The organism is uncultured Flavobacterium sp., assembly GCF_951805225.1.
Classification (GTDB): Bacteria; Bacteroidota; Bacteroidia; order Flavobacteriales; family Flavobacteriaceae; genus Flavobacterium.
This window is the reverse complement of record NZ_OX638201.1, coordinates 5313816-5329715: the sequence shown is the minus strand read 5'-3', so window position 1 is coordinate 5329715 and position 15900 is coordinate 5313816. Positions and strand designations below refer to the sequence as shown.

The 15900-nt window shown below is 34.0% G+C and carries 10 protein-coding genes; 1 reads left to right on the top strand and 9 read right to left on the bottom strand.

Features of this window, described 5'->3' with window-relative positions:
• Window positions 1-250 precede the first annotated feature (250 nt).
• Window positions 251-2374: a TonB-dependent receptor gene (locus WN975_RS22250; protein ID WP_337968396.1), complete on the top strand. Its 2124-nt coding sequence runs from the start codon at window positions 251-253 to the stop codon at window positions 2372-2374.
• Window positions 2375-2742: 368 nt separating this feature from the next.
• Here WN975_RS22250 and WN975_RS22245 read toward each other — a convergent pair whose 3' ends face one another.
• The 9 genes from WN975_RS22245 to metH all read right to left on the bottom strand — a co-directional run bounded on the left by WN975_RS22245 (window position 2743) and on the right by metH (window position 15867).
• Window positions 2743-3909 (bottom strand): PepSY-associated TM helix domain-containing protein, encoded by a 1167-nt coding sequence (locus tag WN975_RS22245; protein ID WP_337968395.1) that lies wholly within the window; start codon window positions 3907-3909, stop codon window positions 2743-2745.
• A 97-nt stretch (window positions 3910-4006) separates the two neighbouring features.
• Window positions 4007-5251: a DUF4374 domain-containing protein gene (locus WN975_RS22240; protein ID WP_337968394.1), complete on the bottom strand. Its 1245-nt coding sequence runs from the start codon at window positions 5249-5251 to the stop codon at window positions 4007-4009.
• 35 nt (window positions 5252-5286) lie between these two features.
• Window positions 5287-7632: a TonB-dependent receptor gene (locus tag WN975_RS22235; RefSeq protein WP_337968393.1), complete on the bottom strand. Its 2346-nt coding sequence runs from the start codon at window positions 7630-7632 to the stop codon at window positions 5287-5289.
• 293 nt (window positions 7633-7925) lie between these two features.
• Window positions 7926-9335 (bottom strand): pyridoxal-dependent decarboxylase, encoded by a 1410-nt coding sequence (locus tag WN975_RS22230; protein WP_337968392.1) that lies wholly within the window; start codon window positions 9333-9335, stop codon window positions 7926-7928.
• A gap of 122 nt (window positions 9336-9457) precedes the next feature.
• On the bottom strand, window positions 9458-10681 hold the full coding sequence (locus WN975_RS22225; protein WP_337968391.1) for a dicarboxylate/amino acid:cation symporter: 1224 nt from the start codon (window positions 10679-10681) through the stop codon (window positions 9458-9460).
• A 279-nt stretch (window positions 10682-10960) separates the two neighbouring features.
• Entirely contained in the window at window positions 10961-11614 is a 654-nt protein-coding gene (locus WN975_RS22220) for a class I SAM-dependent methyltransferase (RefSeq protein WP_337968390.1), read from the bottom strand.
• Between the two features lie 113 nt (window positions 11615-11727).
• Entirely contained in the window at window positions 11728-12684 is a 957-nt protein-coding gene (gene metF / locus WN975_RS22215; RefSeq protein ID WP_337968389.1) for a methylenetetrahydrofolate reductase [NAD(P)H], read from the bottom strand.
• Window positions 12685-12753: 69 nt separating this feature from the next.
• Window positions 12754-13110 (bottom strand): four helix bundle protein, encoded by a 357-nt coding sequence (locus tag WN975_RS22210; RefSeq protein WP_337968388.1) that lies wholly within the window; start codon window positions 13108-13110, stop codon window positions 12754-12756.
• A gap of 81 nt (window positions 13111-13191) precedes the next feature.
• Window positions 13192-15867 (bottom strand): methionine synthase, encoded by a 2676-nt coding sequence (gene metH / locus WN975_RS22205; protein WP_337968387.1) that lies wholly within the window; start codon window positions 15865-15867, stop codon window positions 13192-13194.
• Between the last annotated feature and the right edge of the window lie 33 nt (window positions 15868-15900).

Sequence of the window (15900 nt, the reverse complement as noted above, 5' to 3'; positions counted from 1 at the left end):
ATTTAGACTTAATATAAATAGTGTTATATTTGAACTCTGAAACTCTAAATTTCCTGACATGTTATCAGCATTCGACTTTATAAAAAATAATTTTTCTAAGCTATTAAATTACTTTTCACTTCTTCTAAATACAATTTCAGATAAACTCGAACAAATAGTTTTAATGTAGAAAGTTCTACTAAAACGAATTTCTTCTTTTCGAATAAAAATTACATCAAAATCCACATCCAAAAAAATCAATCAATATATAATGAAGAATATTCTAACATCTATCATGCTCGCATTTTCAGTCTATGGATTCTCTCAGACCGAAAAAGAAAACGACAGCATTGTCGAAACCTCGATCAATGTTTTAGATGAAATTGTTATTACAAAAAAGAAAGTTTTATATACTCAAAAATCAGACAGATTAGTTTTTAACGTCGAAAACAGTATTGTTTCTGAAGGCGGAACTGCTTTAGACGTTTTATCGCGCGCTCCGGGAGTTGTTGTATCTCAAGATGGCGAATTATCGATTCGCGGACAACAAGGCGTTGGCGTAATGATTAATGGCAAATTAACGCAACTTTCGCAAAAAGAACTTGCCAATTATTTAAAATCTACAACCTCATCAAACATTAAACAAATTGAAGTTATTACGAATCCTTCGTCTAAATATGATGCCACCGGAAAAGCCGGAATTATCAACATTATTCTAAAAAAACCAAATGCCGGCGGTCTTAAAGGAACGGTTTTTACCAATTATGGAAGAGGTCGAAAAAACAGAACCAATTCAGGTGTAAATCTTAGTTATAATAAAGAGAAATTTGGCGTTTACGGAAACTACAGCTACACTTTTAGAGGCGAAGAGGAACGTAAAGAATTCGATCAGAATCAATATACGGATAATACTCGTCAAACAATTTCGACAAAAAATCATCAAACATCAACTACTGACGAACCTTTGACTTCGAACAATTTTAAGATAGGAACGACTTATGAAGTTTCTCCTAAAACGAATCTGGAAGTATATGTTGACGCAAAACTTGGGCGCTACGAAAACATTGCAAACGGTAGAAATACATTGGTTAATGCTATGGATCAAGTGCAATTTGACGCTTCTACTTATAATGATAGTAAAGAAAAATGGAACGATTATACATATGCTTTTTCAGGTGTTCATAAATTTAATACCGAAGGGAAAAATATGTCTTTTGATTTTGAATATGAAACTTCAAAATTCAGATCGAATCAGTTTCAGAGCGCTGTAAATATAGATCCGTCAAATGCAAATGCGATCAATGACCGAAGAGGTTTTATTCCGTCACAATTGAAAGTTTTTACCGGAAAAGTCGATTTTACAAATCCTTTAAAAGAAAAACAATCTATAGAATGGGGTTTTAAAGCCAGTGTCAAAAACAATGACAATCCATCTGTTTATGAATACAAAGACAACAATCAATGGATTATTGATCTTAATTCGACCAATCATTTTGAGTATAAAGAACAAATTTATGCGGCTTATGCCAATTATAAATACCAACTCGAAAACTTCAATATTCAAGGTGGTTTAAGAACGGAATATACTGCTATAAATATTTTGCAGAAAACCTTAAATGAAGAACATAAAGACGATTATTTAAAATGGTTTCCGAGTATTTCTTTAAAATATGAATTAAGTTCAAATCATTCGTTACATGCTTCTTACAGCAAAAGAATCAACAGACCAAGTCAGTTTGATTTGAATCCGTTCCGATTTTATGATGATTCATTTAACTATTCTCAGGGAAATCCAAATTTGGTTCCGGAGATTACACATTCAACTGAGATTGGATATTCGTGGAAAAGTGCTTTTATGGCTTCTTTATATTTCAGCAAAACCAAAGATGTTTTTACAGAAGTATATGTATATAATCCAGCGAATAACACAACGGTAACTTCACAAATTAATGTGGACAAATCGTATAATTATGGAGCTAATATTACTAATACTGCCGAAATTTATAAATGGTGGTCTGTAAATACGCTTTTCAATATTTTCGAAAATAAATTTATGGGGAATGTCGTAAATACAGACAAAATCGACCCAATTGTTACTTTGAATTTAAGCGTGCAAAACTCTTTTACGATAACTGAAAGCTGGAAAGCCGAAGCAAACGCACAATATCAGTCAAAATCTAATCTTGGCATTTATGAAAGAGATGCTTTCTTCGATTTTAGTATCGGAATTTCGAAACAGGTTTTGTCTAATAAAGGAAATATCAAATTGAATATTACTGATATTTTCAACACAAATAATTTTCACATTAATTCGGTTATCGCTCAAACAAGCATCAATAAAAGATATGATCTTGATAACCGCATTGCAACAATAGCCTTTACCTATAGGATATAATATTTTGAATCTTTGGTTTCCTTGTTTTTGTTTTTTTTTTGAATGAAAGAGCCTGTTTGTAGTTAGCAGGCTCTTTTTATTTTTATATATAAATTAAACGATTGCTGAGAATGGCACGCGGATGATACTGGTTTAAACGGATTAATGCTGATTTTTTATTTTATACGATTGGCATTTAAGCACAGTTTTGTCAGACTGAGCGAAGTCGAAGTCCCGTATGCTGAATCACGTTGCGGGACTTCGACTTCGCTCAGTCTGACAATTATTATCCTGTAATCTTAAACAAGAAAAAGTCTTTTGAAGAATATTACTTCTCACAAAAGACTTTAGAAACTAACTAACAAAAAGTACTGAAAATCAAATAAGCATTAAGCTTTTGGTTTCTGTTTTTTCTTTCTTCCCCACCAAATATAAAATCCTGTAATGGGTAAACTCGCGCATATTAAACTGGCGGTGAAATATATAATCTTGGTCGAAATTCCTCCTATTGCGCCAATATGAAGGCTATAATTAGAGCGCATTAACCAATCTGAAAAACGTTCGTTGTTGATGTATTTTTGAGAATTTGGAAGTAATTCAAGCGTTTTAGAATCAAAATATAAATCTCTCCAAATGCCTTTGTGCATATCTGTGCAGGCATAAAAATCTTCTTTTGGATCATCTGGAAAATGAATTATTACAGCTTCTTTGTTTTCTTTAGCAATTTCTGTTCTCACTTTCTTCCAAATAAAATCGGCGGCAGCCAACTTATCTATTTGTTGTTTGGATAAAGTGTCTTTTTTAACAGAAACAACTTGTTCTTTTTTATCCTTTTCATCTGCCCAACCTCCGCTGATCCAATACGTACTTTCGCGAAGCCAGTGAAAACTCATTAATAATCCTGTAAAGGAAATAAGCACCGCCAAAATGAGCGCGTAAAATCCCATAACGTTATGTAAATCATAATTGAGGCGTTTGAATTTGGCATCCCATTTAATTTTAAAACTACTATTTCGGGTTGTTTTATTCCATTTTTTCGGAAACCAAAGTATAAGTCCGCTTATAAGCAAAAAGAAGAAAATAAACGTTGCCCAAGCTGTTATTTGCGATCCAATTTCTCGATCCAGCCAAAGATTACGATGTCCTTCATCGACAATATGAAAAAAGTCTTCATGATCTACCATTCCGGTGATTTTACCGTTATAAGGATTTACATAAATCAGCGAATCCGATTCTATATCGACTTTAACTGATTTATCTAAACCATTATACCAAACGCCATGAATTTCTTTATTGGGTAAAACTTTATGAACAGCAGCATAAATTTGAGAAGGCGGTAATAATTTCTCCGGACTTTGAGCTTCAACATTTAACCAAGGTGATGTCAACTGTTTTATTTCGTGTTCAAAAACCAAAATGCAACCTGTAATTGCCATAATAAACACAATTATTCCGGAACCCAATCCAAGCCACAAATGCAGCCAGGCATTGATTTTACTAAAACGTGATTTTCCTTTATTGGGTGGTTTACTGGAACGGCTTTTAAAAATATTCATCGAAGTATAATTTGAAAAGAATAATGCTTTTAAGTAATACATAAAATGGCCTGAGGATTACCGAAATAATACCTCAAGCCAATTATAAAAAATTAATTTAGTAAGTCAATTTACCAATCGCTGGCAAATAAAGACCTTCTTTGATAAGTGCTCCGGCTTTTGCAGTTCCCGTTGCAATATCTATTTGATATACACGAGCCTGATCGCCTGTTACGAAACTTTTGTACGCTTTTCCGTTTTCAACAAACATACTGCTTAATCCAAAGAATTCATCTCCTCCGTGATCAGGTAATCCTGTAACAGCTACAATTGTTTTAGCTGATAAATCAAGAATTGCAGATTTAAAAATTGTTTTTGTATTCAGGAAACTATATACTGCATTTACAGCATCTACATCATTAGGAATATAAGAGATAAAAACTTTTTCTCCTCCTAACGGATATGCAGCCAAAACTTTTCCTTTTAAAGTACTTGCTTCAAGGTCAAAGAAGTAACCTGGATCAAATTTTGCATCTCCTTTTTTAATACGTAAAACACCCGAAGTAACAGTTTTAACAGGATATCCACCAGCACGAGCATTAGAAGAGAATGTATAAATATCTCCTGACTCCGTTTGTACAATTCCTGTATTAGTATAATACATTCCGATAGCGGTTGTTCTCGTATCTTTTATTGTCGTTACATATTCTAAAGATGGATATTTGTAAACTCTTACAATAGCATCAGATGACAATACTTTGTTTGTTCCATCAGAAACATCTTTAATATAAACCGGTACAAAAAGTTTATCTCCGGAAACTGCAGCTCCGGTTGGCCAGTATAATACTTTTTTATTCTCTGGAGAAACTGTAAAATCATTGAATTTTCTTCCATCAATAGAAACCGTTGTTGGATTGTAAATCATCAATTCATAATCTGATGAACTACCATCCCAGGTTGCACCAATATTGATCATTTTTTTATCATCTGTATAACCAACAGCATAAGATGATTCGAAAGCAAGTTTATCTCCGGCTACTAATTTTCCGGTAGTATTAAGGTGAAATGAAACTGATCCTTCGTCATTTGTGCTTAATGCAAAAAATGTATTATTTGCAGGAAAACAACTTCCGTCTTGTTCAATTCCTACTCCTTTTGCACTAATTTCTCCAGTCATTAATTGATCTGTAGAAGTAAAATCTAATATATACTGCGTATAATCTGCCAACCAATAAGAGGCAACATATTTAGTACCATTTACAGCTGGCGTATCGTCTTTTGGTGCATCATCACTGCTGCATGAAAAAATAGTTAAGGACAGAAAAGCCAATGCAAAGCATTTTGCGAATTTGTTTACAAACATGATTATAATTATTAAGGGTTATTATTAAAATTGAATTACTGAAGAAAGTATCTGAACTTTACTGAAAATGCACGTCCGGGTTTTTGAACTTTGAAATAATCGTACACTTTTACATCTGTAATATTTCGGCATTCAAAAGCCAGATTGTATTTTCCGTTCAAAAAAGAATACGCAACCATTGCATTTTGAGTGAATTGCTCCGGAATTGATTTTTTAGTATCTAAACTTCCTAAAACCGGCCAGGTCAGGTAAAAAGCATCTATATAATTTGCACTTACATTTAGAGAAAGTCTGTCATCCTTATATTTGATATTTTTGAAATTAAAAGTCAAATCAGCATTTCCGTAGAAAATTGGAACGTTTGGCAATTGCGCATCATACAATGCATCCGGACTCGTAGTTCCTGTTTTGTATTTGTTTTTATTGAGACTTTTTTGATAAGTTCCGTTTACTTCAAAAGTCAGTAAATCTTTAAATCCATATTTAAGAACTCCATCAATACCAGTTATTTGTACGTTTTGAAGATTTTCAAAAACAGTTTTATCTCCATCTTGCTTTTCGCGGATAAAATCTTTGGCTTCTCTGTAAATCAAACTTGTCTCTGCAGCAAACTGATTTTTATTTCTTTGAGTAATAAATGCCAATCCTAAATTTGCATTATCGCTACTTTCCGGTTTTAATCCTATGTTGCTGTTTATTGTTAAACCGTCTCCAAGCATTTCTGTAGCCGATGGCAAACGATAAGTGTGTTCGTAAGATCCTTTTATCTGAAATTTATCTGTCAAATGATACGCTGCCGTAGCTCCATAACCATAATTCGTTGACGAAGTAGATTGACTGATAGTATTAGAAATCATTTTGGTAGAGAGATCAAACATTTTTCCAAATCCTGAAATCGCCAATCTATTGTCTAAACCACTAAAATTATAGCCTAATCCTAAAATGTTTTTATCAATAGTTGGTTCTCCAAGTTCTACTACTTTCAAATATTCATCGGTTGCTTTTCGTTTATATCCCAGATAAGAATAATTTACAGCGATCGAATGTTGCTCATTAAGCTGATATTTTAAATTTGTTGTCACCTGCGCATTCGCCTCATCATAAACATAGATCGTTTTGTTCCCTAATTCGCCTTTATCATTCGCTCCTGCAAATTGTCTGTACACATAATTTCCTGTCCAGTCATAAACTCTTGAAGACGTATCTACTGAACGATTATTTACTAAAGCATAAGTACTATTAATGTTCAATGTTAATCCTTTAGTAAAAAGGTCGCTTTTTTTAAATTTTAATGAAGTAATAAAACTTTCGCTATCTGTAAAAGCTTGTCCAACTACTCTTTGCATTGTTCTGCCTTGTTGAATTTCTTTTTTATTTCCGGCCATAGTAAAACCAACAAGCAAATAATCAGCAAAGCTTTTGTTCTTAAAACCTGCTTCAGCCATTATCGTTCCTGATTTATAGCCATCGTGAAAGTGCTTGTATTTTTGTTCAGGCAAAAACTTTGATGTGTTTTTATCGACAACACTTACATCTACTTTATAATCGTTGTCTGAGTAATTTGCAAACGCGTTTATATTCGCAATAAAACCGTCTCTGCCAGAAAATCTGGTATTAACAGCAGCTCTGTTCGTATTAAACGAACCATAACTGTAAGAAGCGTCAACATAACGGCTTACATTTTTATTAGTAACAATATTAACCGCACCGCCCAAAGCATCTGCACCTAATTCTATAGGAACAACTCCTTTGTAAACATCAATTCTTTCGGCCATATTTACGGGAATATTATTCAGCGTAAGCGCAGAACCATAACTATCCATTGGAACTCCGTCCAGAAAAAATTTCACTTGATTTCCTGAAAACCCGTTCAGAGAAAAGTTAAAAGCAGATCCTAAACCTCCATATTCACGAATACGAACTCCTGTAGTTTTATTCAAAACCTGATTTAAATCAGCAGAAGTATTGTATGTCTTTCTCAGATCGATTGCCGTAATATTATACGCCTGTTCACGTGCTCGTTGTACTTTAGATTTTCCTGTTACAGCAACTTCGCTTAAAGCGGCCATATCTTCTTCCATTGTAATATTCTGAGTAGATTTTCCGTCTTGTTTTAAATAAATTGCCATTTCTGTCGTCTTGTAACCAACATGAGTAACAGACAAAATATAATTACCTGCATCGGCACTGATTTTATATTCTCCTTTTGAGTTTGTCAAAGTTGCGTATTGCGTTCCTTTTAGTGCTACCGAAACTCCTTCAGCGGGTTTTCCTAGATTAGTTACAATAACCCCGGTTAAGTTTACTTTGTTTTTTTGCGAATACCCTTGAAGTGAAGTAAAAAAAATGGTAATCAAGAGCAATAATCTACTTATGTGCATGATTTAAGTTTTGATTTGAAAATTAAATTAGCAACAAAATTAGGCTCTCGAAAGAGTTTTTCCAAGTTATTTTTAATTATTCTAAATAAAAATTATAATTAACTTTTAAATCGAAGAATCAATAAAAAATATATACATCCTTAACAAATAATTAAATTTAAATTAAGATTTGCTTAAAATAAACCATCCTAAAAGTTAAAAAATTTAAGAGTAATTTTAATGAAAACTAAAATTCACCCATAAAAAAAGCCCGCTTATCAAATAAGCGGGCTTTAAAAAAATTGTAGATTATATTATATTTCCAGATCCAAGATTGTTTCTTTTAATTCTTCCATTATGATTTTAACGTCATTTTCTGTTGTGCGCCAATTCACAAAAGACGCTCGAATTCCTTTGCGATTTTGATATACTGTTGGCGTCATAAATACTTTTCCTCTATCATTTAAACGAGTCAAAAACTCACTTACTTTTTCCTGATTATGATTTCCTTTTAAAGTAAAGCAAACATTATTCAATCGAATTGGCGCCAGAAGTTCAAAATTTCCATTTTCGATAAGTTCGTTTCCAAAGTGCAAAGCCAAGTGCGCACTATTTTCTATAATGTCCTGAAAACCTTCTTTTCCATAAGCTAATAAAGAAAACCAAACTGGCAATGCACGCAAACGACGTGAGTTTTCTGGTAATACATTCAGGTAATTAAAATTTTCTAACGGATTGCCTAAATAAGGTGCATTCGAATTCTGAAAAGTCTCAATCTGTAAACTTGCATGTTCTTTTTTAATCAAATAAAAAGCACTTTCATAAGGAACATTTAGCCATTTATGACAATCAATGGTAATACTGTCTGCTCCTTCCCAACCTTCAACAAGATGTTTGTATTTTTCTGAAACAGCAGCAAATCCACCAAAAGCAGCGTCGATATGCCACCAGAATTTGTATTTTTCTTTTAGTTTTGAAATAGCTTTAAAATCATCAAAATCAGCCGTATTTACCGTTCCTGCACTCGAAATCAATACAAAAGGTTTTCCGTTTAACTTTTTAATGTTTTCTTCTAAATCAATTATATCTATAGATTCTCGATTGCCTTCAACAGTTTTGATTGTGGTATAGTTATTACTTCCGATGCCTAACATTGCCAACGTTTTTACAGAAGAAGAATGTGGTGTTGCAGTCAGAATATTTATGGTTTCAGAAATTCCGTTTTTGGCAAAATCTTTCCCTAATTGATTCCCGAACCATTGTCTTGCAACTCCCAAACAGGTAAAATTAGACATTGTTGCGCCAGTTACAAATCCGCCCAAAAAAGAATCTGGCAATCTTAATAATTGTAATAATAAATGGATTGTTTCAAATTCTATTAATGCCGAATTTCCTCCTTGTGCTTTTATAGATTGTGTATTTTGATCATAAACCGAAGATAACCAATCTCCTGCAAGAGAAGCCGGTGTTGATCCTCCGGTTACAAAACCTAAATATCTTGGTCCTGGAGAAGCAACCATCAAAGGCGCTAATCGTTCTTTAAATTCTTCTAAAGTTGCTAATGATCCTAAACCTGATTCATTTAAATCTCTTGTTGGATCAATTGACTCTTTTTTAGAAGTTGGAATGTTTTCAAGATTATTCAAAAAGTCAATTCCTTGTTGTTTTGCCTGATTAAGAATATTTTCGATATCATCTAGATCATGCTGAAGTACTGCATTCATTTTAAATAAATTTTATATGCTTAATCAAAGTGACTGCGAGAAAAGCCCACAGATCATGCAGATTAAGCGGATTAACACTAATATTATATAAATTTGATTGGATTTTATTATCTAAAGCTAGTTTACCACTTTGTTTTTTCAGAGAATCGCGAGACCATCATAGAACAAATCACATCGCCATTCGCATTTAATAAAGTTGCGATTGGATCAACAAGAGTTCCTAGAATCATGGCAACCGGCAAAGCTTGTTCCATTGGTAAACCATAAACGGTAATGGCTAAAACTTCTCCTATATAACCTCCGTTTGGGATTCCGCCTTCGACAATTGATACGATTATCGTAATTCCTAATGCCAAAAGTATGGTTGACGGTGAAGTAAAATCTTTTCCAAACATGGCAAAAAGAAAAGTTATTTTTAAGATCGACGACATACTAGATCCGTCTTTATGCAAAGGTGCTCCAAGCGGAATAACTAAATTCCGAACATGTTTTGGGATTCCCATTTTTTCGGCTGCGACCAAATTTGCCGGAATCGTTGCAATACTGCTGCAAGTTCCAATTGCCGTTAATGAAGGCGTGATATTATTGCTCCAAAAAACTACAAAAGCTCTTTTTCCTCCAGCCAATAAAGCATATAAACTAAAAAACACAAAGAAATAAAACACACAAGCTGCATAATAAACTCCTAATGGTTTTGCGTAAACTCCAAATAATTGCGGACCGTAATAACTAACCTGATAAGCGAAATAAGCTCCTAAACCTATTGGCGCTAATTTCATAATCATAGTCAAAAGCTGTTTCATAACTTCGTTTCCGGAGTCCAGAAAACTTTTGAAAGCATTTCCTTTTTCTCCTGACTGCAAAGTTGCAAATCCTATTAAAAAAGAAAAGATAATAAGTGCCAACATACTTTTTCGAGACAACAATTCATAAAAATCATTTGTCGTAAGCAATTGCGCTATTTGATCACCAACACTTCCGGATTTAATATTCTCAAGCGGAATTTTAGTAATTATAATGTTCTCATGAATAGGAAAAAGAGAAACGGCGATAATCATAACAATAGCCGAAATAAGAAGTGTTCCTAAAAAAACGGCAATCATTATAACAAATAATCTTCCCAGCTTTTCTGTTTTTTCCAGATTGGCGATAGAGGACGTTATTGTAAAGAAAACAAGCGGAATAATTGCCGTGAAAAGCAAGTTTAAGAATATATCTCCAATAGGTTTTATGACAGCAACTTTTTCTTTAAAAACTAACCCAAAAATACTGCCGAGTGTAATACCGCCCAAAAGCAACAATACACTGCTGTAGCTTTTTAGAAAATTGATTTTTTTAACCTCCATAATTTAATCGTATTACAATTTGGGAATAGAAATGTGAAAATAAAAATCAATTAAATTACTCAAAAATTGAGTATTAAAATTATTTTTTAATTTATGCGAATTAACTGTGCCGTTAGGCATTAAATGTCGGTAGAAATTATAAATTAGAATAGATTTAGCGTGCCGTAGGTACGCAACAAACCGATATCTATTGCGTACCTACGGCACGCCAACACATTTCCGACTTCACTGTCTACCAATATTTAGTACCTAACGGTACAAAATAAAAAGTTTATGTCATTATTTTTCCAAAACCAAAGTAGTAAAAGCTCTGTCGACCAATTCTCCTGTTTTGCTTTTTACTTTTTCGGTTAAAGTTTCCGTATTTATGATTTTGAAAGCAGTGTTCTCAATCAGTTTTTTAGCTTTTTCAGTGCTGTAAAGTTCAAATTCAAATTGAGTAAAAGGAAGTTGCTTCATAAAACTTTCTTCGGCAAAAGTGATACAGAAAATTCCTTTTGGCTGTAAAACTCTATAAATTTCTGAAAGCAATTTATCAGGTTCCTGCCAAAAATAGATTGTATTTACAGTAAATATTTTATCGAAAGAATGGTCTGAAAACGGAATTAGATTTCCATCGTAAAGTGAAAAAAAAGCTTGTTTCTGAGAGACAAAATTCCTGTTGATCTGGCGTGCTTCCTGAAACATCAATTCAGACATTTCAAGTCCGTAATATTTCAGATTATCAGCTTGTTCGAATATAAAATCGACATGACCTGCATTTCCGTGACCTAATTCCAGAATTGTATTTCCTTCAGTTATATGTAGATTCTGAATCGAGTGGCGCGTCATATTGATGTTTGTTTCATGCATCATATTTGCCATTTCTATTCCTTTTTCTCCAGTTGGATGCTTTAATTGAGAAGCTATTGCTTGTAATTCTTCTTGTTTCATAATCGTTATAATTAAATTTCAAGCTGCTTTGTCATTGTGAGGAACGAAGCAACCACACTTTTATAATCACTAAAGATATGCGGCATGAGATTGCTTCGTTCCTCGCAAAGACATTAAAAAATCTGACTTGCGATTTGGCGAATATTCTCAGATTTCCCCATTGAATAATAATGTAAAACCGGAACTCCTGCAGCTTTTAATTCCAATGATTGCTGAATTGCCCATTCGATTCCTACTTGTTTGATTTCTGCATTATTCTTGCATTTATCTACTGCATCGATTAAATCTTCTGGTAAATCAATTCGGAAGATTTGTGGTAAAATTTGCAAATGTCTTTGAACTGCAATTGGTTTAATTCCCGGAATAATAGGAATTGTGATTCCCATTTCTCTTGCTTTTTCTACAAATTTAAAATATTTAGCATTGTCAAAAAACATTTGTGTAACAACATAATCTGCTCCGGCATCTACTTTTTCTTTCAGTCTTTTTAAGTCTGATTGTAAAGATGGAGATTCTAAATGTTTCTCCGGATAACCGGCAACGCCAATACAAAAATCAGCTTTGTTATCGGCATCCATCACTTCATGTAGATATTTACCACAATTTAAATCGTTGATTTGTCGAACCAAATCAATAGCAAACTTGTTACCGCCAACTTTTGGCACAAAAGATTGTTCGTCTTTCATTGCATCGCCACGAAGCGCCATTACATTATTGATTCCCAAATACTGACAATCTACAAGCATGTATTCTGTTTCTTCCTGTGTGAAACCGCCACAAAGCAAATGTGGTACAGTATCAACATTGTATTTATGTTTTATAGAAGCGCAAATTCCAAGCGTTCCCGGACGCATACGAGTCAATTTTTTGTCTAAAAGTCCGTTGCCTTTATCAATATAAATATACTCTTCACGCGAAGTAGTTACATCAATAAAAGGTGGTTTAAACTCCATTAAAGGATCAATATTATCGTATAATTCCTGAATACTTTTCCCTTTTTGAGGCGGAATAAGTTCAAATGAGAATAATGTATTTCCTTTGGCGTTTTCTATATGTTCTGTTACTTTCATTCTTTATAGTTGATAGTTTTTTGTTGATGGTTGATGGTTTATTTTGCAGATGAAAATAACAACCGTCCACTATATTAATTTTTTATAATAGTTAATAAACCCATTCAATAGTTTTTTACATGTTTGAATCTGTTCAAAAGCAATATTGAAATTATTTTTATCTATGTAATTTTGATCAAGTGCTAAATAATATTGTGTTTCTAATTCATATAATGATCCTCTTGAAATATGAAGAAAATGTATCGTATCTTTAGATGTTTGACGTCCGCAACCTTCCGCTATATTTGAAGGAATTGATATTGCTGCTCTTCTCATTTGATTCGTCAAGCCAAATAATTCTTCTTTGGGAAATAATTTAGATGACTCATATAGTAAATTCACTAATTTTCTAGCTTCCATCCAAACTCCCAATTCACTGTATTCCATTTTAGTTGTTCCTTAATAATTGTTGGTTGATGGTGCTTGAGTTCAAATCTATCAACCAAAAACCATCAACCATCAACCAAATTAATCTGCGATATTAGGGTTTAACCATTTCATTGCGTAATCTGTTGGTACATTGCGTCGTTTGGCGTAATCTACAACCTGATCTTCTTTTATTTTTCCAAGTCCGAAATACCTACTTTTTGGATTTCCAAAGTAATATCCTGAAACCGATGAAGCTGGCCACATCGCCATACTTTCCGTCAAGGTTACTCCAATTTCTTCGGATACATTTAAGAGCTTCCAAATTGTTGGTTTTTCTAGGTGATCCGGACAAGCTGGATATCCTGGCGCAGGACGAATTCCTTTATAATTTTCTTTAATCAATTCTTCGTTTGTTAAAGATTCTTCTATATCATAACCCCAGAAATCTTTACGAACTTTTTCGTGAAGATATTCGGCGAAAGCCTCCGCAAAACGATCTGCAAGCGCTTTAACCATGATCGAATTATAATCGTCAAGATCTTTTTCAAATTCAGCCGCCCATTCATCTACACCAAAACCTGTAGTTACACAAAAAGCTCCCATATAATCCTCTATTCCGCTTTCTTTTGGCAAAATAAAATCTGCCAAAGCGATGTTTGGTGCACCTTTTGTTTTTTGTGATTGCTGACGAAGCGTTAAGAATTTCTCTAAAACTTTTCCGTTTTCATCACGCAATTCAATATCGTCATCATCAACCTGATTCGCAGGGAAAATTCCGTAAATACCTTTTGCTTTTAGCTTTTTCTCTGCCAAAATCACTTTCAACATTGCCTGAGCATCTGCAAAAACCGAAGTCGCTTCTTTACCCACAACCTCATCCGTTAAAATTGCAGGATATTTTCCGTACAATTCCCAAGTCTGAAAAAATGGCGTCCAGTCAATATATGGAACCAAAACATCCAATTCAACTTCAACAATTTGTTTCCCAATTACTTTTGGTTTTGTTGGAGTATATTCAGACCAATCTAACGGAAATTTATTTCTTCGGGCATCTTCAATCGACAAGAAGTTTTTATCTCTTGAACGATTTAAAAATGTTTCTCTAAAAGAATCGTATTCTGCACGAATATCCGCCGCATATATTTTTCGGTTATGATCTAACAGATTTCCTGCAACGGTTACAGCTCTCGAAGCATCGTTTACGTGAATTACAGTTTCTCTATATTGGGGAGCGATTTTCACGGCCGTATGCGCACGCGAAGTCGTTGCTCCACCAATCATAATCGGGATTTTAATTCCTTGTTTGTCTAATTCTTTGGCCAAATAAACCATTTCGTCAAGCGAAGGCGTGATTAATCCGCTTAAACCAATAATGTCTACATTGTGTTCAATCGCCGCAGCAATAATTTTTTCCGGAGGCACCATAACACCAAGATCTACAATCTCGTAATTGTTACACGCCAAAACCACCGAAACAATGTTTTTACCAATATCATGCACGTCACCTTTTACGGTTGCCATCAATATTTTTCCGTTTCCTTGTTTGTCTCCCGCTTGTTTACTTGCTTCTATATAAGGTAACAAATATGCAACGGCTTTTTTCATTACACGTGCCGATTTTACTACCTGAGGCAAGAACATTTTTCCACTTCCGAATAAATCTCCAACGACATTCATTCCCGTCATCAAATTGATTTCGATAACTTCAATCGGTTTTACAGCTGCAAGACGAGCTTCTTCAACATCTTCTTCAATAAAAGCATCAACTCCTTTTACCAATGAATGCGTAATACGCTCCTGAACCGTTCCTAAACGCCATTCCTGAATCGCTTTTTCATCACTTTTTACTTCGCCTTTTACATTTTCGGCAAAATCCAAAAGTCTTTCTGTTGCATCATCACGTCTGTCAAGAATTACGTCTTCAACGTGTTCTAATAAATCTTTTGGAATATCATCATAAATAGAAAGCATTTCCGGATTTACGATTCCCATTGTCATTCCGTTTTTGATCGCGTGGTATAAAAACACCGAGTGCATCGCTTCACGAACCGTATCATTTCCTCTAAAAGAGAACGAAACGTTACTCACACCACCACTAATATGTGCATGAGGCAAGTTATCGCGAACCCATTTTGTACCTCTAAAAAAGTCCAAAGCATTCAAGCGATGTTCTTCCATTCCGGTTGCAACTGGGAAAATATTCAAATCGAAAATAATATCCTGTGGAGGAAAACCAACTTTATTAACCAAAATATCATACGAACGCTGACAGATTTCAACCCTACGATCGTAATTATCCGCCTGACCAACTTCGTCAAAAGCCATAATAATAGCCGCAGCTCCGTATCGTTTGATTAATTTAGCATGATGAATAAAGGCTTCTTCACCTTCTTTCAACGAAATCGAGTTTACAACACTTTTTCCTTGTACTACTTTTAAACCTGCTTCAATGATTTCCCATTTCGAACTGTCGATCATAATCGGTACTCTCGAAATGTCTGGTTCTGATGCAATTAAATTCAAAAATTTAGTCATTGCCTGAACTCCATCAAGCATTCCCTCATCCATATTAATATCGATGATTTGCGCTCCTCCTTCTACCTGTTGTCTTGCAATATCAAGTGCCTCGTCATACTTCTCTTCCTTGATTAAGCGAAGGAATTTTCTTGAACCCGTTACATTCGTACGTTCTCCAATGTTTACAAAAACACTAGTTGGCGTAATAATCAACGGTTCTAATCCTGCTAATACAAGGTCTCTTCTATTTTCTGCCATTTCTTTTTTTCAATTTTCAACGGAATAAATTCC